Raw genomic sequence first — 18,252 nt, 5'->3', positions numbered from 1 at the left:
CCTGATGGCAGGCGACGTACTCGGTACGTACCTGCGCGCGCAGGCCACCGCTTTCCTGCGGGGGCTGCGCCTGCACGACGAAAGCGCAGTGAGCGGAGCCGCCGAAGGCAGTGAGGCGGCGCGCAGCCTGCGGGGGGCGGCGCGCCGCATCTCGTCCTCGCTGGCCACCTTCAGAGCGGTGGCCGACTCCTCGTGGGCGGACTCGCTGCGCACCGAGCTGGTCTGGCTCTCCTCGACGCTGGCCGACGAGCACGGCCACGCCGCCCGGCTGGCCCGGCTGATGGACGCCCTGCACCGGCTCACGGGGACCCCCGAGGTCCCGGCGCCGCGCGGCGCGGCGGGCTCGCTGACCGTGGGCTCGGCGCGCGCGGGCGCCCTGCTGGAGCGCCAGCTGACCCTGTCGCGCACCCGCGCCCACTCGGCGACCCTCCAGGCGCTGGGTTCCTCCCGCTTCCACGCGGTCGCGGACGCGGTGGCGGTGCTGGCCTCCGAGGTCCCGCTGGAACCGGTCGCGGCCCGCGGCACGGTGGACGACGTCCTGGCCCCGCTGGCAGCGGTGGCCGAATCCCGCCTGTGCGGGGCGGTGGCCTCGCTGCCGTCCCCCTGCCCCTCCCACCCGTACAACGCGGATCACGACGGCCCGTGGAACGAGGTGCGCCGCCTGCTGCGGGTCCACCGCTACGCACGCGAGGCGCTGGGCGAGGACGTGGCCCGGCTGGCGGCCGCCGGCGAGGCCCTGGACCGCCACCGGGACGCGGCGGAGGCGGCCGGCGCGTCGGCCACGGCCGCGCGGACCCCTCGTATCGCCCCGGCCACGGCCTACGCCCTCGGTGTCCTGCACGCGGACCAGCGCCACGAGGTCGAGGCCTCGCGCGCCACCTTCCACCACATCTGGCAGCCGAAAACCAGCCACGCCGGCGTCTGAGGGCGAGGTCTGAGGGCATGCGTCTGAGGCGTGGTTCCGGGGAGCCCGGGCGATCACGCTACGGTAACGGCCGGATAACGGAAGATGACGTCCGGTGGTGTCCCCGTCCGGACACACCACCCCGTCCGCCACGGTTCACCATCCGTTCACTTACCCCGGTCGGCCGCTTCACCTGATCTGCCTAACTTCGTAGGAGCAAGGGACGGGCCGCCGCCAAGGCGAGCGGCTCTCCCGGGCAACCGACGTAGTCCTCTTCGCACGCCGCCCGGACGCAGAAAGCGGCCGGCGGCTTCTGGAAGGAAACACCCGAAAGTGAAGCTTCAGCGCAAGAACATGCTTCGTGCCTCCGCCCTCGGGGCGCTCGTCGTGTCCGGCGCCCTGGTCCTCACGGCGTGCGGCTCGGACGACAACACCAAGAACGACGCCGGCGCCTCGGGCAAGCCTTCCGCCGCTGCGGGCGACATCAAGTGCGACGGCGCCAAGGGCAAGCTCCTCGGCTCCGGCTCCTCCGCGCAGAAGAACGCGGTGGACCTGTGGGTCAAGAACTACATGGCCGCCTGCTCCGGCGTCGAGGTCAACTACAAGTCGGTCTCCTCCGGTGAGGGCATCGTCGCCTTCAACCAGGGCACGGTCAGTTTCGCCGGTACGGACTCCGCGCTGAAGCCCGACCAGGTCGAGGAATCGAAGAAGATCTGCACCGGCGGCCAGGGCATCGACCTCCCGATGGTCGGCGGCCCGATCGCCATCGGCTTCAACGTCGCCGGCGTGGACAAGCTGACGCTGGACGCCCCCACCCTCGCCGCGATCTTCAGCGACAAGATCAAGAAGTGGGACGACGAGGCGATCAAGAAGCTGAACCCCGGCGTCACGCTTCCCGCCACCGCGATCCAGGCGTTCCACCGCTCCGAGGACTCGGGCACCACCGAGAACCTCACCAAGTACCTCAAGGCCGCCGCTCCCGAGGCCTGGACGTTCGACCCCGCGAAGAAGTGGGCGGCCCCGGGTGGCCAGGCCGCCTCCGGCTCCTCCGGTGTCGCCTCGCAGGTCAAGGCCGTTGACGGCGCGATCGGCTACTTCGAGCTCTCCTACGCCTCCTCGCAGAGCATCAAGACCGTGGACGTGAACACGGGCGCCGCCGCTCCGGTCAAGGCCACCGGCGAGAACGCCTCCAAGGCCATCGCCGCCGCCAAGATCTCCGGCACCGGCGACGACCTGGCACTGAAGCTCGACTACGCCACCAAGGCCGAGGGTGCCTACCCGATCGTCCTGGTGACCTACGAGGCCGTCTGCGACAAGGGCAACAAGGCCGAGACGCTCCCGACCCTGAAGTCCTTCCTGAACTACGCCGCGTCCGACGCGGGCCAGAAGATCCTGCTGGAGAACGGCTACGCCCCGATCCCGGCCGAGATCAACGCCAAGGTCCGCGAAGTCATCGCGAAGCTCGCCTGATAAAGACCCCCGGACCATCCGGTCCGCTCCCCCCGTCCGGGGAGCGGACCGGCCCGGGGACCCTCCCCTCCACCCAGGGGATCCGGTGCACCGCCGCCAGGGGGCCTGCCCCCCATCCAGACCGGAAAGATCATGGCTTCCACCACACCCACCCAGATAGACACGGCTCCGCCTGTCTCCAAGAGCGGAAGGTCCACCGGCCGCGCCGGTGACAAGATCTTCGCCGGCCTCTCCAAGGGCTCCGGCATCCTGCTCCTGGTGATCATGGCGTCGATCGCCGCCTTCCTCACCTACCGCGCGTCCATCGCTCTGGCGGACAACGAGGGCAACTTCCTCACCACGTTCGACTGGAACGCTTCGGGCAACCCCCCCGTCTTCGGCATCGCCGTCCTGCTCTTCGGCACCGTCGTCAGCTCGATCATCGCGATGGCCATCGCGGTTCCGATCGCCGTCGGCATCGCCCTCTTCATCTCGCACTACGCGCCGCGCAAGCTGGCCGCCCCGCTCGCCTACGTGGTCGACCTGCTGGCCGCCGTGCCGTCGATCATCTACGGCATCTGGGGCGCCCTCTTCCTCGTCCCGCAGCTCGCGGGGCTGAACTTCTGGCTCGACGAGTACATGGGCTGGACCTACGTCTTCGACAAGACCCAGGTCGGCGTCGCGCGCTCGCTCTTCACCGTCGGCATCCTGCTCGCGATCATGATCCTGCCGATCGTGACCAGCGTCAGCCGCGAGGTCTTCCTGCAGGTCCCGCGCATGAACGAGGAAGCCGCACTGGCCCTCGGCGCGACCCGCTGGGAAGTCATCCGGTTGTCGGTGCTGCCCTTCGGCCGCTCCGGTGTCATCTCCGCCTCGATGCTGGGCCTCGGCCGCGCGCTCGGCGAGACGATGGCCGTCGCGACCGTCCTCTCCCCGAGCTTCCTGATCTCCGGCCACATCCTGGACCCGGGCGGCGGCACGTTCGCGCAGAACATCGCCGCGAAGTTCGACGAGGCCAACCAGTTCGGCCGCGACGCACTGATCGCCTCCGGCCTCGTGCTCTTCCTGCTCACCCTGCTGGTCAACGGCGCAGCCCGGCTGATCATCGCCCGTCGCAAGGACTTCTCGGGGGCGAACGCCTGATGAGCCACGCACTCCAGGACCCGCGCCCCTCCCGGGCCACCAAGTCCGCCGCCCCCAGCAGCCTGACGCAGGGCCACCTGCCCCGCTGGGCCCCGGCCGGCATCGCCGTCCTCTCGGTCGCCCTCGGCTGTGGCCTCGGCACCCTCTTCGGCCTCGACAGCAAGATCCAGTGGGGTCTGCTCGCGGCCATCCTCTTCGTGATCGTCACGTACACCGCCAGCTCGATCGTCGAGAACCGCCGTCAGGCCAAGGACCGGGTCGCCACCTCCGTCGTCTGGGTCTGCTTCGTCCTCGCCCTCGTCCCGCTGCTCTCGCTGCTGTGGACGACGATCAGCCGCGGCATGACGGTCCTCGACGGGGACTTCCTCGGCCACTCGATGAACGGCGTGACCAGCTTCGAGCCCGGCGGCGGCGTCTACCACGCACTGCTCGGCACCATCGAGCAGGTCGCCCTGGCCACCGCGATCTCGGCCCCCATCGGCCTGCTGACCGCCGTCTACCTGGTCGAGTACGGCAAGGGCTCGCTCGCCAAGGCCGTCACCTTCTTCGTCGACGTCATGACCGGCATCCCCTCCATCGTCGCGGGTCTGTTCATCCTGACGACGTGGAACCTGATGCTCGGCTTCGGCCCCTCCGGCTTCGCCGGCTCGATGGCCCTGTCGATCCTGATGATGCCCGTCGTGGTCCGCTCCACCGAGGAGATGCTCAAGCTCGTCCCGAACGAGCTGCGCGAGGCCGCCCTGGCCCTCGGTGTGCCGAAGTGGCGCGTGATCCTCAAGGTCGTGCTCCCCACCGCGATCGGCGGTATCTCCACCGGCGTGATGCTGGCCGTCGCCCGTATCGCCGGCGAGACCGCACCGATCATGCTGCTGGTCTTCGGCACCCAGCTGATCAACAACAACCCTTTCGAAGGCCCTCAGTCCTCGCTCCCCCTCTACATCTGGGAGCAGTACAAGGTCGGCAGTGAAGCCTCCTACGACCGGGCATGGGGCGCAGCGCTCGTCCTGATCGCCTTCGTCATGATCCTCAATCTGGTGGCTCGCGGCATCGCCCGCTGGAAGGCCCCGAAGACCGGTCGCTAAAAGCGAGTCCATTAGCGGCTCCGCCGCGGTGACCACATGAAAGCGAAGTAACCATCATGGCCAAGCGAATCGACGTCAGCGGACTGTCCGCCTTCTACGGCACCCACAAGGCCATCGACGACATCTCGATGACCGTGGAGCCCCGCTCCGTGACCGCCTTCATCGGCCCCTCCGGCTGCGGCAAGTCCACCTTCCTGCGCACCCTGAACCGCATGCACGAGGTCACCCCCGGCGGCCGCGTCGAGGGCAAGGTGCTGCTGGACGACGAGAACCTGTACGGCCCCGGCGTGGACCCCGTCGCGGTCCGCCGCACGGTCGGCATGGTCTTCCAGCGCCCGAACCCCTTCCCCACCATGTCGATCTTCGACAACGTGGCGGCGGGCCTGCGGCTCAACGGCTCCTTCAAGAAGTCCGAGCTCGCCGAGATCGTCGAGAAGTCCCTCCAGGGCGCCAACCTCTGGAACGAGGTCAAGGACCGCCTGAACAAGCCCGGCTCCGGCCTCTCCGGCGGCCAGCAGCAGCGCCTGTGCATCGCCCGCGCCATCGCGGTCGAGCCCCAGGTCCTCCTGATGGACGAGCCCTGCTCGGCCCTCGACCCGATCTCCACCCTCGCCATCGAGGACCTGATCGGCGAGCTCAAGGAGCGCTTCACGATCGTCATCGTGACGCACAACATGCAGCAGGCGGCCCGCGTCTCGGACCGAACCGCCTTCTTCAACCTCTCCGCGGTCGGCCAGCCCGGCAAGCTCGTCGAGATCGACGACACGGACCGGATCTTCTCGAACCCGTCCGTCCAGGCGACCGAGGACTACATCTCGGGCCGCTTCGGCTAGACCCGGATGTGATGAGCGTCCTGCGGTGCTGCATGGCGGTGCCACCGCAAGGCGAAAGGGCCGGCTCCCCCTGGGTGGGGGGAGCCGGCCCGCTTTCGTTCCGCCGTCGCGCTGCTGCCCGTACGGCTAGTTCACGAAGGCCAGGTTCACGATCCAGAAGCTGACGGCCGCCACGAGCGCGGCCGCCGGCATGGTGATGAACCAGCCCAGGATGATGTTCTTGGCGACGCCCCAGCGGACCGCGTTCACGCGCTTGGTGGCGCCCACGCCCATGATCGCCGAGGTGATCACGTGGGTCGTGGAGATCGGCGCGTGGAAGAGGAACGCCGAACCGAACATGATCGAGGCGCCGGTGGTCTCCGCCGCGAAGCCCTGCGGCGGGTCCAGCTCGATGATCTTGCGGCCGAGGGTGCGCATGATGCGCCAGCCGCCCGCGTACGTACCCAGCGAGAGCATCACGGCACAGGCGATCTTGACCCAGACCGGGATCTCGTCGCCCGCGTTCTGCACGTCGGCGATGACCAGGGCCATCATCACGATGCCCATGGTCTTCTGCGCGTCCTGCAGACCGTGACCCAGCGCCATGCCGGCCGCCGAGACCGTCTGCGCGATGCGGAATCCGCGCTTGGCCTTGTGCGGGTTGGCCCGGCGGAACATCCACAGGATGGCGACCATCACCAGGTAGCCGACGACGAGGCCGACGACCGGCGAGACGAACATCGGGATGACGACCTTGTCGACCACTCCCGACCAGAGCACCTCGGTGCCGCCCGCCAGCGCCGCGCCCACCATGCCGCCGAACAGCGCGTGCGAGGAGGACGAGGGCAGGCCGAAGTACCAGGTGATCAGGTTCCACACGATCGCGCCGACCAGCGCCGCGAAGAGGATCCACATGCCCCGGTTCCCGTGGGGCGTCTCGATCAGGCCCTCGCTGACCGTCTTGGCGACCCCGCTGCCGAGGAAGGCGCCGGCGAGGTTCATCACCGCGGCCATGGCGAGCGCGGCGCGCGGGGTCAGCGCGCGGGTCGAGACCGAGGTCGCGATCGCGTTCGCAGAGTCGTGGAAACCGTTGGTGTACGTGAATCCGAGCGCGACACCGATGGTCACGATCAGAGCGAAGGTGTCCACGAGGTTCAGGACTCCTTGACCGCGATGGTCTCCACCGTGTTCGCGACGTGCTCGAACGCGTCGGCCGCCTCTTCGAGCACGTCGACGATCTGCTTGAGCTTCAGCACCTCCATGGCGTCGTACTTGCCGTTGAAGAGCTGGGCGAGCAGCTTGCGGTGGATCTGGTCGGCCTGGTTCTCGAGGCGGTTGACCTCGATCCAGTACTCGGTCAGGTTCGTCATGGTGCGCAGGTGGGGCATGGCCTCGGCGGTCAGCTCGGCCGCGCGCGCCAGTACCTCGATCTGCTGCTCGACGCCCTTGGGGAGCTCCTCCACGTTGTAGAGGACGACCAGGTCGACCGCCTCTTCCATGAAGTCCATGATGTCGTCGAGGCAGGACGCCAGGTTGTAGATGTCCTCGCGGTCGAACGGCGTGATGAAGGAGGAGTTGAGCTGGTGGAAGATCGCGTGGGTGGCGTCATCCCCCGCGTGCTCCGCTGCCCGCATCCGCTCCGCGATCTCGGCTCGGGCGGAGGAGTCCGCTCCGAGCAGTTCCATCAGGAGCTTCGAGCCCGTGACGATGTTGTCCGCGGATGCGGCGAACATGTCGTAGAAGCTCGTCTCCCTGGGGGTCAGACGAAATCGCACGTGAGGTCCTCGGGGTGCATTGGATTCGGTCAGGCTGATGCTAGGCGCATCCCCCGGCCACGGCTAACCGGCAGTTCCCCAGTGTCCTCCATCAGGCAGAGTGAGGACCACGGGCCCCTGCCCCCGCGACCGGGGGCCGGTACCCTATACCCATGAGGGGTATACACCCCTCGATCCGGACCACGGGAGGACGCATGACTGCCATCCAGGCGGAGGGCTCCGGAGCCGAAGCGGGCGCGGTGCACGGCTACCACCACCAGAAGGACGAGCACCTCAAGCGGCTCCGGCGGATCGAGGGCCAGATCCGGGGCCTCCAGCGCCTCGTCGACGAGGACGTCTACTGCATCGACATACTCACCCAGGTCTCGGCGAGCACGAAGGCACTGCAGTCCTTCGCGCTCCAGCTGCTGGAGGAGCACCTGCGCCACTGCGTCGCGGACGCGGCCGTCAAGGGCGGCGGCGAGATCGACGCCAAGGTGGAGGAAGCGACGAAGGCGATCGCCCGGCTGCTGCGCACCTGACCGCGGCGGGCGCGGGTCGGGCCGGAGCACCCCGGAGACGTACAGGGTGGAGCGGGTCGGCGGAGTCAGCCGGAGCAGATGCCCATCAGCACCTCGTCGATCCGGTCCTGACTGAGCCGCTCCTCGACCGCGGCCGAGGCCGCGATGATCAGCTCGCCGCACATCTCGATCTCGGCGAGGGCCACGTTGTCCTGCACCGTCATGGCGCCAGCGGGAGTCACTCGTGTCACCTCTCTCTGCCGTCGTCCGGTCGTCGGCGCTCGGTTCTCAGCGTAGGGAGCACGCGGCCCGGCGCGCATGACACGGATGGACCATTTCCGGCCCCCCCCACACCGGACCAATGGCCGGCCATGGCCCGATCGCGCCGCCCCGTACGGGTCCCGCCGACTAGTCGGCGATCTTTCCCGCGTAAATGTCCTCTTCTGCCGGCAAAACGACGGTGACCGGGGTCCCGAAGCCGTAGAGCAGCGTGGTGGAGGACACATCGATCACGCCATTGTTGACATAGGTGAAGCGGTGGCAGACCTTCCGCAGCCGGCCCTCGGCGTCGAGGTAGGCGTCGAAGGGCACCGCGTCTTTGCTGAACCCTTTCGCCGCGGCTTCCAGGGACCCCTTCACCGCGGGCGAGGCGGCCGCGGCGGCCCGCGCGATGTCGGTCGTACCCCGGTAGTGCCGCACCTTGGTCCCGGCCACCTCGGTCTCGCCGACGTACGTCACCGCCTGCGCGCCGCGCAGCAGCTCCGCGGCGGCCATCGGATCGGTGGCCCCGCCCGTGACGAGGTTCCCGTCGGCGAGGGCCGTCGTGTCGACCCGCACCCACTTGTCGTCGGGAACGCCGGCGCCCCGGTTCTTCATGTAGAGCGCGCCGGGCACCAGCAGCTCGGTCATGGGCCGGTGCTCGGCCTTGCCCTTGGCGTCGTCCGGGAGCATCACCAGGAGCTGGCCCATCCGGCTCTTGAAGTCGACCCCGCCCTCGCCCCGGATCGTGACCCGGGTGCCGCCGGTCGCCATTTCCATCGCCGTACGGGCCCGCGCGCTGCCGGTCTTCGCCAGCGTGTCCGCGGCTGCGCGGACCGCCGCCGCGGGGTCGTCGGCGGGCCGGTCGTCGCCGGCGGCCGCGTCGCCGCCGCATCCGCTCAACGCCGCCACCGAGAGAGCCAGGCCGACCGCGAACGCCGTCCGACCCGCGCGCCCCGGCCTCCGCCTGTGCTGGTGCACCACCATCGCCTGCCAACCCCCAACGCGTGACCGCTGTCTGCCCGAGGCCCACCCGCTCCGCTTAACGAGGTCCGGGGCCTCCCGTCACGGCCGGGGGCCCCGCACGAACGGCGCGCGAACACGGCCCGAACCACCCGTGAACCGTGCGCACGGCGCACGGCACCGCGCGCACGCCGGTTCTCCCGCCCCGGTGGTGCGCCGCGCGCCCGGCCGCGCCGGGAACGGGTCCGGGAACGGGTCCGGGGCCCGGTCCGGGCAGGCTCCGGGCGGGCTCCGGGCCTGATCCGGGGCTGATCCGGGCCTGATCCGCGGCTGATCCGGGCCTGCTCTCGGCCTGCTTCCGGCCTGCTTCCGGCCTGCTCCTGGCCCGTTCCACCCGGAATCCGGGCGGGCTCCGGGCCCCGTCCGGCCGTCGGAGAAGCGACCGGTGCAAGGCAGTCCCCCACCCCGCCCCGGCCCGGTACCGTGGTCGCGTGGAACCGCACACCGAAGCGACCCTCGTCCCTCCGCTTTCCGCCGTACCGCTGCCCCGCGATCCCGGGGGACCGGTGGGCCACGAGCCCGCCGGACACGACACGAGCACCTCGGACCGCGGCGCGTTCTGTCTGGCCGTCTGCACCTGCGGCTGGCGCGGCCCGGCCCGCCGCTCCCGCGACCTGGCCCGCAAGGACGCCGCCGGGCACGCCACCGCCCGGTAGGGCGTTCGCGCCCGGCACCGCGCCCCGCCCCGATCGCCCCCGGCCTGCGGGTCGCCCGTTCGGACGGCCCGGCTGGCCGACGCGCCCGGGAGCGGATGCCCTTGACTCATGCCCGGACCCGCGCCCCGCCTCGCCGCCCTGCTCTGGGCACTGCTCATCGCGCTCGCCCCGGCCGCCACGGCCTGGGCCCGACCGGTCGGGACGGCGGACGGGCCGGGCGATGTGGCCCTGGCCATCGGGGTCACCATCTCCGCGGCCGTCGCCACCGGACTGTGGCTGCGCTCCCAGTACCGCCGCACCGACGCGGCCGAAGCCGCCGAGGGCACGGACGGCGGCGACCCGTGAGCCCGCGCCCCCGCCCGACAGCCGTGCGTCTGTGCTTCGGCGGCGCGGCGCTGTGCCTGCTGGCGGCCGTGGTGATGTTCGTGTGGAACGCGTACGCCCTCGGCTGACGGCCGCCAGGTGCCGGCCCGTCAGGCCCCTGGGGCTCCCGTCAGGCTCCCGTCGGGCGCCCTTCAGGCCGCGAGGTCGCTCTCGTGGCCGCGCGCCGGCGGCGGGGTCGGCGCGAGGTCCAGCGGCCGGGGCAGCGCCCGCCCGCCGGCCCGGACCAGTACGCCCAGCCGCGGGGACCGGGCCACCGCCCGCACCACCGGGGTCAGCAGCGCCATCGCGAGCGGGGCGAGCAGCAGCACCACCGCCGTGCCCAGCGCGAGTCCGCCGATGACGTCGGTCGGGTAGTGCACGCCCACGTAGACCCGGGTGAAGCCCTCGATCAGGGCCAGGGCGATCCCCACGAAGCCGAGCTTGCGGTGGGCGATGAACAGGCCGACGCCCAGGGCCATCGCGAGGGTGGTGTGGTCGCTGACGAAGGAGAAGGGGCTGTGCCCGATCCCGGCGCCGGGATCCAGCACGTCGACCCCGCCGTGCTGCTGGGCCGGCCGCGGCCGGCCCACGAACTCCCGCAGCGGGACGTTCAGGAGCAGCGCGCCCGCCGCGGCGAGGGGAGCCCACACGAGCGCGGTGAGGGATTCGACCGCCGCCGCCTCGTCCTGCCGGCGCGCTCCGCGCCAGCACCACAGGACCAGGAGCACGAGGGTGAGCAGGATCCCGTACTCGCCGACCGCGTAGACCGCCCGGTCCAGCCAGTCCGGGGCCCGCCGGGCCAGTCCGTTGATTCCGTACAGCAGGCTTACATCCACGTTCGGCCCACCAGTTGTGAGTCCAGCCATGGTGATGCGGCCCCTTGCCCTTGCCTTGGTACCCCCGCGGACGCACCCCTGTGTGCGTCCCTGCTCCCCCCGGTGATCATTCCGGTTGTCTCGCGTCCCCAGTGACCATGGAACGCCCGTTCTGGCGGCTACGTTCCGCTCTCCACCGAATGATCACCTCAACGTTATCGAAGAGTGACTCATCGTCGCAGCTCAGGGCCTTGGGTTCACGCTGCGCTACCGGCTGTTTCCCGCCTCGGCAGCGCCTCCGCGCCGTCCTTCGTCACGCGGGTCGCACCGAAGTAGTCGGGGGTGTCGATCTTGTCGAAACGGATCACGGCGCCGGTGAACGGGGCGTTGATCATGTACCCGCCGCCCACGTAGAGCCCGACGTGCCGGATCTCCCGAGAGTTCGTCAGATCATCAGAGAAGAACACCAGGTCACCCGGCAGCAGTTCGGCCCGCGAGGGGTGCGGCCCCGCGTTGTACTGGTCGTTCGCCACCCGGGGCAGGTCGACCCCCACCGACTCGTACGCGGCCTTGGTCAGCCCCGAGCAGTCGAACCGCCCGTCCTGGTCGGGCGTGCCGTTCCCGCCCCACAGGTACGGCGTCCCCAACTGCTTCTGCGCGAAGTAGATGGCCCCGGCGGCCTGCTGGGACGGCGCCACCCGCCCGACGGGCGCCTCGAAGCTCTTGGCGAGCGTGGTGATGGTCTTCACGTACCCCTGCGTCTCCCGGAACGGCGGGACGCCCTGGTACTGCGTCACCGCGCCCGGACCGGCGTTGTAGGCCGCCAGCATGTTCTTGACGGGGTCCCCGGGCACCTTGGCCACGTACCGCGCCAGATCGCAGTCGTACGAAGCCGCCGACGGGATCGCGTCGTTCGGATCCCAGATGTCGCGGTCCCCGTCGCCGTCACCGTCGATGCCGTGCGTCGCCCAGGTGCCCGGGATGAACTGCGCGATGCCCCGCGCGTCGGCCGGGCTCACCGCACCCGGGTTCCAGCCGCTCTCCGAGTAGAGCTGCGCCGCCAGCAGCGCCGGGGTGAGCGTCGGGCAGAGGTTGCCCCACTTCTGCACCAGGGTCTGGTACTTCCCCGGCACGGCCCCCTTCGCGAGGCCCACGGCACGGCCTCCGCCGCTCGCGATGCCCGCGGCGGCGGAGTACGTACCGACCACGAGCAGGGCGAGAAAGCACAGGCACGCCCCGAAGCTGATTCCACCGACCACCCAGAGTCTGCGCACCCGCCAACCTTCCCCCATCGAACGGCTTTTCCCGGGGCTCCCACCACCCCGTGTCGAATCATCCCGTTCGAAGGCCCCCGGAGAAACCGGTTCGGGCAGGGCTCTTGTGCGCCGCGGTGCGCCCCCGACCCCCGGCCCGGCCCCGCGTCAGCCCCGCATCAGGCCCGAGTCAGCCCCGGGGCGCGACGAAGAGGCTCTGCGCGCTCCGCCCGATCGGGCCCTTCTCGTCGTGCAGGCGGGCGTCCGCGAGGCCGATGCCGGCCCCGTCCACGCTCGTACGGGCCTCCACGCAGACCCATTCGCCCACCGGATGGCGGTGCAGATGGACGGTCAGGTCGCCGTTGACGAAGACGTACCGCCCGAAGTCCATGACGGAGCTGATGCCGTTGCCCGAGTCCGCGGCGACCAGGACGCGGTCCAGCGGCCGGGTCTCCTCCCCTGCCACGAGCGGCACCTTCATCCGCATCCAACAGGTGCCCGGCCCCAGTTCGACGAAGGCACCCTCGGTGAAGCGCGTCTCCACCGCCGCGTGATAGCCCCGCTCCCACGGCACCGGGAAGAACGGAGTCACCCCCACCTCCCCGGGCGGCGGCAGCTCCGGCCCGGGCACGACGGCCGGTACGGACTCCCGCGCCACCCGGATCCGCAGGGCGCGCGCCAGCATCACGGGCGCGGCCCCGGCGGGGGCGAGCGCGGCCTCGACGACCTCGGTGCCGCGCCCGGCCCGGAGCACGCTGGTGGTCACCTCCAGCGGACCGATCGGCACCGGGCGCAGGACCTCGTACGTGATCCGGGCGATCCGCATGTCGTCCCGCGCGCCCGGCCGCTCCTCGATCGCCCGGCCGAGGAGCGCGGCCGGCGGACCGGCGTGCTGCGAACCGGGGTCCCACGGCCCGCGCGTGTGGGCGCTGGCCAGGAACCGCCCCGCGCCGACCCGCTCGTAGAACCCGTCGACGTCACGCTCGACGTCACGCTCGACATCACGCCCGGCATCGCTCTCGGCACCCATGCCGACCACGCTACCGACAGGTAACACCCTCCGCCAGACCTCCCTCCCGCTCTCAGCGGGCGAAGCCCAGCCCCACCCCGAGACCCACCAGCACCGAGCCGATGGCCCGGTTCAGCGCCTTCTGCGCCTTCAGCATCCGGTCGCGCAGCCGGGAGTTGGAGAAGAACAGCGCCACCGCCGAGAACCAGCCCAGGTGCGCCACCGACATGAACAGCCCGTACCCGGCCTGCTGCCACACCGCAGTCCCCGGCCCGACCACCTGGGTGAAGGTGGACACGACGAACAGCGTGGTCTTCGGATTGAGCACATTGGTCAGGAAGCCGCTCCTGAGCGCCCCGAACGGCGTCAGCCCGCCCTTCTCCTCCAGGTCCACGGTCACCTCGGCCCGCGCCCGGAAGGTCCGTATCCCGACCCACACCAGGTACGCGGCACCCGCGAGCTTGATCACCGTGAACAGCTCGGCGGAGGAGGCGATCAGCAGGCCGACCCCGAGCATCGTGTACGAGACGTGCACCAGTACCCCGGCCGCGACCCCGGCGGCCGCGAACAGGCCGGTGGGCCGCCCGTACAGGTAGCTGTTGCGGACGACCATGGCGAAGTCCGCGCCGGGACTGATGACGGCGAGGAAGGTGATGACGGCGACTGCGATCACTTCTGTCATACGGCGATGCTTGCCGCCCCCTCACCCGCGATCAAGCCCTTTCCGCATCCCGGCCCTCCCGGAACACCACGTCCCGCCCACCGGGGGACAATGACGACGTGCCCGCTGCCTCCCCCTCTGTCTCCTTTCCCAATCTGACGCTGCCGCCATGCAGTCTCGTGGGTTCGAAGATGTGTATAGAAGGCAGGGTCGCCGTGACGGGGGCGCAGGTGGGCCCGGGCGAAGGGACCACCACGGCGACCTACCTGATCTACGCTGGCCAGATGATCACCGCGCTCCTCGCAACCGCTGTCACCGGACGGTTCCTCGCCCTCCGCCGCCCGGCCTGACGGGGCGGGCGTGAAGCGGCGGCCGAGGGTGCGCGGCGGGCCGGGGCGGGGCCGGCTCCTCTCCGCCCGGCTCCTCTCCGCCCGGCTCCTCACCGCGAGGGTCTTCGCCGCGCGGCTCGGTCTCGGCTGGGTCCACCTCATACTCGGCGGGGCTCTGCTGATGCCGTACTTCCTGCTCGCGCAGGTGGCGGTCGGCGTGGCCGCAGGAGAGGGGACCACCGCGTTCAGCTCCTTGCCGTCCAGCCTCGGCGCTTACGCCGTCAGTCTCCCGCTCGTGGCCGTGACCGGGCTGTTCGGGCTGGTCCGGCCGCTGTCGGTGGCCGCGGTACGGGCCCTGTGCGCGGTGCCGGGGGAGCGGCTCGCCGAGGGGCGGGCCCGGAGCGGGGCGGCCCGGGGACGGGCCGCGGCCTGGTGGACCGTGCACCTGGGGGTCGGTGCGCTCGTCAGCGGGATGACCCTCGCGGTGCCGCCCATGGCCGTGGTGCTGATCGCCCTGCCGTTCGTGAGCGCGCTGCGGGAGCTCCCGCTCGGGCTCGGCTTCCTGAGCACCCGGGCCCAGTCGTACGCGGCCCCCGGGCTGGGGATCGGCCTGCTGGTGGCGCTCGCCCTGTGCGCCGCCGGGGCCGCGGCGCTGCTGGCCCGGCTGGCGCCCGTGCTGCTCGGGCCGACGGCGGCGGACCGGCTGGCGGCGGCCGAGGAGCGGGCCGCCGACCTGGCGGTCCGCAACCGGCTGGCGCGCGAGCTGCACGACGCCGTCGGGCACGCGCTGAGCGCGGTCACCCTGCAGGCGGGCGCCGCCCGGCGGGTGCTCGACAGCGACCCCGGCTTCGTACGGGAGGCGCTGGCCGCGATCGAGGACACCACCCGGCGCACGGTGGGGGAGCTGGACGCGGTCCTCGGCCTGCTGCGCGAGGGGGACGCCGCCGGGCCCGGGGCGGCCGGCCCGGCCCCGACGCTCGCCGCCGACCTGGACGGGCTGCTGGCGCGCAGCCGGGCCGCGGGGACCCCGATCGGCGTGCACGAGGATCCGGGGCCGGCCGGGGACTGGGCGCGGCTGCCGGCGATCGCCTCCCGCGAGGCGTACCGCATCGTGCAGGAGGGGCTGAGCAACGCACTGCGGCACGGGTCGGGCCCGGTCGCCCTGCGGATCCTCGTACGGGAACGGAGCGGACGGCGTGAACTGGAGATCACCATGACGAACGGACCGGCCGCCGCACCCGGGGCGGGGGAGGCCCGGGAGACGCGTATGACCGGAGGCCGGGGGCTGCGGGGCGCCGCGGAGCGGGCCGCCCTGCTCGGCGGGCGCCTCGAGGCCGGACCACACGGGGGCCACTGGCGGCTGCGGGCCGTCCTCCCCCTGGGCGGAGCGGCCCGGTGAACGGGCTGCCCGCACCGGAGCCCCGGGCGAAGCTGCGCGTCGTGCTGGCCGATGACGAGCGGATGGTGCGCACCGCCCTGCGGGTCATCCTCGAGGCCGAGCCCGACATGACGGTCGTCGGGGAGGCGGCGACCGGCACCGAGGCCGTGTCCGTGGTCCGCGCGCTCGCCCCCGACATAGTGCTGATGGACGTCCGGATGCCCGAGATCGACGGCATCCGGGCCACCGAGCGGATCCTGGCCACCATGGCGCGGCCGCCGCGGATCGTCGTGGTCACCACCTTCGAGAACGACGCGTACGTCTACGACGCGCTGCGCGCCGGAGCCGCCGGGTTCCTCCTCAAGCGGGCCGGCGCCGACGAGCTGACCGGCGCGGTCCGGCTGGTGGCCCGGGGCGACTCGTTGCTGTTCCCGGCGGCCGTCCGCTCCCTGGCCGCGGCCCGCACCCCGACCGGCGCCGGGCCCGGCGCCGCGCCCTGGGTGGCGCGGCTGACCGACAGGGAGGCCGACGTACTGCGCCTGATGGCCACCGGACTTTCCAACCACGAGGTGGGCGAGCGCCTGGGCGTCGGCCCGCAGACGGTCAAGACGCACGTGGCCTCGGTCCTGGCCAAGACCGGCTCCCGGGACCGTACGCAGGCGGTCATCGCGGCGTACGAGGGAGGTTTCCCCATGAGGAAAGGCTGAGAACTCCGCCACAATCGGGGCAGAGCGGAACGGCTGGGGCGGCCGGGACGTCCTTCTGGGGGATGAACAAGACGATCAGGCGTGCGTCGGTCTTCTGTCTGCTTCTGGTGCTGGCCCTCATGGTGCGGGTCACCTGGGTGCAGGCGTATCAAGGCCAGGCCCTCGCAGACGACGACAACAACAAGCGGAACCTCATCGGGCAGTACGAGAACCCGTTGGGGAACATCATCGTGGGCGGGGAGGCGATCACGGGCTCCACGAAGACGGACGGCAAGACCTACGGGTACAAGCGGACCTACACCGACGGACCGCTGTACGCGCCGATCACCGGCTACAGCTCGCAGGCCTTCGGTTCGAGCATGCTGGAGGGCGTCTACAAGGGCATCCTCAACGGCTCCGACAACCGGCTCAAGACGATCATGGACACGCTCACCAACAAGCGCGCCGCCCCGGGCAACGTGCTGACCACGATCGACAAGAACGTCCAGAAGGCGGGCTACGACGCGCTGAACGGCATGCAGGGCTCCGCCGTCGCGATCGATCCGTCCACGGGCGAGATCCTGGCCGTCGTGAACAACTCGTCCTTCGACCCGGGCAGCTTCGCCGGCGCCACCGACGCGGACCAGAAGGCGTGGGACGCGCTCAACGCCGACAAGGGCAAGGCGATGGAGAACACGGCGCTGCGCAAGCCGCAGGCGCCCGGCTCGACCTTCAAGCTGGTCACCCTGGCGGCGGCCATCGAGAACGGCCTGGTCACCAACATCGACACGCCCACCGGGATCCCCGGCGACTACACGATCCCCGGCACGCGGACCAAGCTGCCCAGCGAGGCGGGCAACGAGGCCTGCAACAACGTCTCCCCGCGGACCGCGCTGCGGCTGTCCTGCAACAACGTCTTCGCCGAGTTCGCCCACAAGCTGGGCCAGGACAAGATGCGGGCGATGGCGGAGAAGCTCGGCTTCAACGTCGTGCAGAAGACCCCCGTCTGGGCCAGCCCGGCCAGCAAGTACCCGAAGGACAAGATGTCGGTCGACCAGGTCGCGCAGACCGGTATCGGCCAGTTCGACGTGCAGGCGACCCCGCTGCAGATGGCGATGGTGACGGCCGCGATCGAGAACGGCGGCACGCTGGTCTCCCCGCACGCGGTCTCGGAGGTCACCGACTCCAACGGCAACGTGCTGGAGAGCTTCAAGGACCCCAAGTCCCAGCAGGTCATGAACGGAAAGACCGCCTCGATGATCCAGGACGCCATGAGGACGGTCGCCACCGAGGGCGGCGGCAAGACCGCCCAGGTCCCGGGCGCCGAGGTGGGCGCCAAGACCGGTACCGCCCAGCGCGGCGTGAACAACAGCCTGTCGCCGCTCGCCTGGTTCACCTCGTACGGAAAGCTGAACGGCAAGCAGATCGCGGTCGCCGTGGTGATCGAGCGGTCGGACACCGACCGCTCGGAGATCGGCGGCGGCAAGCTGGCCGCCCCCGTCGCGCAGAAGATGATGGAGGCGTGGCTCAAGAAGTAGCCGCGCCGGACGCGCCGGGAACCGGGCGGGTTCCCGGCGCGTTTCCTTCTCCATGATCCGAACCGCGCAGCCCGCCGACCTCGACGCGATCGCCGCCCTCCACACCCGGGCCCGCGCCACCTACTACCGGGGCCGGATCCCCGAGGAGGCCTACGGCGGCGCGGCCGAGCTGGCGCGCACCCGCGAGGGCTGGTCCCTGGCGGTCGCCCGGGCCGGAGCCGACGGCGGGGTGCTCTGCGCCGAGCGGGACGGCGAGCTCACCGGGGTGGCCGCCTTCCGCACCGCCGCCGGCGAGACCACCCTCACCCAACTGCACGTGGACCCCGCGCACTGGCGCCGGGGCACCGGTGCCGCCCTGCACGCCGCCTGCCTGGACGCCTGGCACCGGGCAGGGGTCCGCAGGGTCCGGCTGGAGGTCTACGGTCACAACCTCCGCGCCCAGGCCTTCTACGCCACCCACGGCTGGCTCGCGGATCCCGCCGGGGCCCAGGCCGGCTCCCACCTCACGCTCTGGCTCACCGTGCCGGCGGCGGGGGACGCCGGCGGCCGGCGCGGGCCCCTGTCCGGGGAATGAGACCGGGCGGCGATTGGTTGAAGCCGGAACAGTTGATTCCGTGG

The 18,252-nt window shown here is 71.4% G+C and carries 21 protein-coding genes; 13 read left to right on the top strand and 8 right to left on the bottom strand.

Features of this window, described 5'->3' with window-relative positions; all coding sequences use genetic code 11:
* Positions 1–4: 4 nt before the first annotated feature.
* The 5 genes from DRB96_RS17525 (at position 5) to pstB (ending at position 5,411) form a co-directional block, all read left to right on the top strand.
* Positions 5–925 carry a CHAD domain-containing protein gene (locus DRB96_RS17525; protein WP_112449310.1) on the top strand — a complete coding sequence of 307 codons (921 nt, stop codon included), beginning with the start codon at positions 5–7 and terminating at the stop codon, positions 923–925.
* A gap of 312 nt (positions 926–1,237) precedes the next feature.
* Positions 1,238–2,374 (top strand): phosphate ABC transporter substrate-binding protein PstS, encoded by a 1,137-nt coding sequence (gene pstS, locus DRB96_RS17520; protein ID WP_112449309.1) that lies wholly within the window; start codon positions 1,238–1,240, stop codon positions 2,372–2,374.
* Positions 2,375–2,506: 132 nt separating this feature from the next.
* On the top strand, positions 2,507–3,496 hold the full coding sequence (gene pstC, locus DRB96_RS17515; protein WP_112449308.1) for a phosphate ABC transporter permease subunit PstC: 990 nt from the start codon (positions 2,507–2,509) through the stop codon (positions 3,494–3,496).
* Positions 3,496–4,578 (top strand): phosphate ABC transporter permease PstA, encoded by a 1,083-nt coding sequence (pstA, locus tag DRB96_RS17510; protein WP_112449307.1) that lies wholly within the window; start codon positions 3,496–3,498, stop codon positions 4,576–4,578. Before pstC ends, pstA begins: the two co-directional genes overlap by 1 nt.
* A 56-nt stretch (positions 4,579–4,634) precedes the next feature.
* Positions 4,635–5,411, top strand: coding sequence for a phosphate ABC transporter ATP-binding protein PstB (gene pstB / locus DRB96_RS17505; RefSeq protein WP_112449306.1), 777 nt, complete (start codon positions 4,635–4,637; stop codon positions 5,409–5,411).
* Positions 5,412–5,537: 126 nt separating this feature from the next.
* Here pstB and DRB96_RS17500 read toward each other — a convergent pair whose 3' ends face one another.
* Positions 5,538–6,539: an inorganic phosphate transporter gene (locus DRB96_RS17500; RefSeq protein ID WP_112449305.1), complete on the bottom strand. Its 1,002-nt coding sequence runs from the start codon at positions 6,537–6,539 to the stop codon at positions 5,538–5,540.
* A gap of 5 nt (positions 6,540–6,544) precedes the next feature.
* Entirely contained in the window at positions 6,545–7,165 is a 621-nt protein-coding gene (locus tag DRB96_RS17495) for a DUF47 family protein (RefSeq protein ID WP_112449304.1), read from the bottom strand.
* A gap of 194 nt (positions 7,166–7,359) precedes the next feature.
* Here DRB96_RS17495 and DRB96_RS17490 point away from each other — a divergent pair, with 194 nt between their 5' ends.
* Entirely contained in the window at positions 7,360–7,686 is a 327-nt protein-coding gene (locus DRB96_RS17490; RefSeq protein WP_112449303.1) for a metal-sensitive transcriptional regulator, read from the top strand.
* 65 nt (positions 7,687–7,751) lie between these two features.
* Here the strand turns inward: DRB96_RS17490 and DRB96_RS43800 are convergent, their stop codons facing one another.
* Both DRB96_RS43800 and DRB96_RS17485 read right to left on the bottom strand, forming a co-directional pair.
* On the bottom strand, positions 7,752–7,889 hold the full coding sequence (locus DRB96_RS43800) for a hypothetical protein (protein WP_204357755.1): 138 nt from the start codon (positions 7,887–7,889) through the stop codon (positions 7,752–7,754).
* Positions 7,890–8,073: 184 nt separating this feature from the next.
* Positions 8,074–8,910, bottom strand: coding sequence for a hypothetical protein (locus tag DRB96_RS17485; RefSeq protein ID WP_204357754.1), 837 nt, complete (start codon positions 8,908–8,910; stop codon positions 8,074–8,076).
* Positions 8,911–9,377: 467 nt separating this feature from the next.
* On the opposite strand from DRB96_RS17485, the gene DRB96_RS17480 reads away from it, so the two are divergent.
* Together DRB96_RS17480 and DRB96_RS17475 are read left to right on the top strand one after the other, a co-directional pair.
* Complete coding sequence (locus DRB96_RS17480; RefSeq protein WP_112449302.1) at positions 9,378–9,602, top strand: hypothetical protein; 225 nt, start codon at positions 9,378–9,380, stop codon at positions 9,600–9,602.
* Between the two features lie 108 nt (positions 9,603–9,710).
* Positions 9,711–9,947, top strand: coding sequence for a hypothetical protein (locus DRB96_RS17475; protein WP_112449301.1), 237 nt, complete (start codon positions 9,711–9,713; stop codon positions 9,945–9,947).
* A gap of 170 nt (positions 9,948–10,117) precedes the next feature.
* On the opposite strand, the gene DRB96_RS17470 is transcribed toward DRB96_RS17475, so the two are convergent.
* The 4 genes from DRB96_RS17470 to DRB96_RS17455 all read right to left on the bottom strand — a co-directional run bounded on the left by DRB96_RS17470 (position 10,118) and on the right by DRB96_RS17455 (position 13,724).
* Entirely contained in the window at positions 10,118–10,831 is a 714-nt protein-coding gene (locus DRB96_RS17470; protein ID WP_112449300.1) for a phosphatase PAP2 family protein, read from the bottom strand.
* 206 nt (positions 10,832–11,037) lie between these two features.
* The gene (locus DRB96_RS17465; protein WP_275431900.1) at positions 11,038–12,054 is read right to left on the bottom strand and encodes a bifunctional lytic transglycosylase/C40 family peptidase; all 1,017 of its coding nucleotides are present in this window, start codon (positions 12,052–12,054) and stop codon (positions 11,038–11,040) included.
* A 169-nt stretch (positions 12,055–12,223) separates the two neighbouring features.
* Positions 12,224–13,063, bottom strand: coding sequence for a thioesterase family protein (locus DRB96_RS17460; protein WP_112449299.1), 840 nt, complete (start codon positions 13,061–13,063; stop codon positions 12,224–12,226).
* Between the two features lie 52 nt (positions 13,064–13,115).
* Positions 13,116–13,724, bottom strand: coding sequence for a LysE family transporter (locus DRB96_RS17455; RefSeq protein ID WP_112449298.1), 609 nt, complete (start codon positions 13,722–13,724; stop codon positions 13,116–13,118).
* 194 nt (positions 13,725–13,918) lie between these two features.
* Between DRB96_RS17455 and DRB96_RS45940 the strand changes: the two genes are divergently transcribed.
* The 5 genes from DRB96_RS45940 to DRB96_RS17435 all read left to right on the top strand — a co-directional run bounded on the left by DRB96_RS45940 (position 13,919) and on the right by DRB96_RS17435 (position 18,208).
* A complete protein-coding gene (locus tag DRB96_RS45940) occupies positions 13,919–14,053 on the top strand; it encodes a hypothetical protein (RefSeq protein WP_275431899.1) in 135 nt (44 codons plus the stop codon).
* 139 nt (positions 14,054–14,192) lie between these two features.
* Complete coding sequence (locus DRB96_RS17450) at positions 14,193–15,431, top strand: histidine kinase (RefSeq protein ID WP_239516853.1); 1,239 nt, start codon at positions 14,193–14,195, stop codon at positions 15,429–15,431.
* A gap of 32 nt (positions 15,432–15,463) precedes the next feature.
* Positions 15,464–16,117: a response regulator transcription factor gene (locus DRB96_RS17445; RefSeq protein WP_112453501.1), complete on the top strand. Its 654-nt coding sequence runs from the start codon at positions 15,464–15,466 to the stop codon at positions 16,115–16,117.
* Positions 16,118–16,179: 62 nt separating this feature from the next.
* On the top strand, positions 16,180–17,634 hold the full coding sequence (locus DRB96_RS17440) for a penicillin-binding transpeptidase domain-containing protein (RefSeq protein WP_112449297.1): 1,455 nt from the start codon (positions 16,180–16,182) through the stop codon (positions 17,632–17,634).
* Positions 17,635–17,686: 52 nt separating this feature from the next.
* A complete protein-coding gene (locus DRB96_RS17435; protein ID WP_112449296.1) occupies positions 17,687–18,208 on the top strand; it encodes a GNAT family N-acetyltransferase in 522 nt (173 codons plus the stop codon).
* Positions 18,209–18,252: the final 44 nt, after the last annotated feature.

It is taken from the genome of Streptomyces sp. ICC1, assembly GCF_003287935.1.
Classification (GTDB): domain Bacteria; phylum Actinomycetota; class Actinomycetes; order Streptomycetales; family Streptomycetaceae; genus Streptomyces; species Streptomyces tritrimontium.
This window is presented reverse-complemented; position numbering and strand designations above follow the sequence as displayed.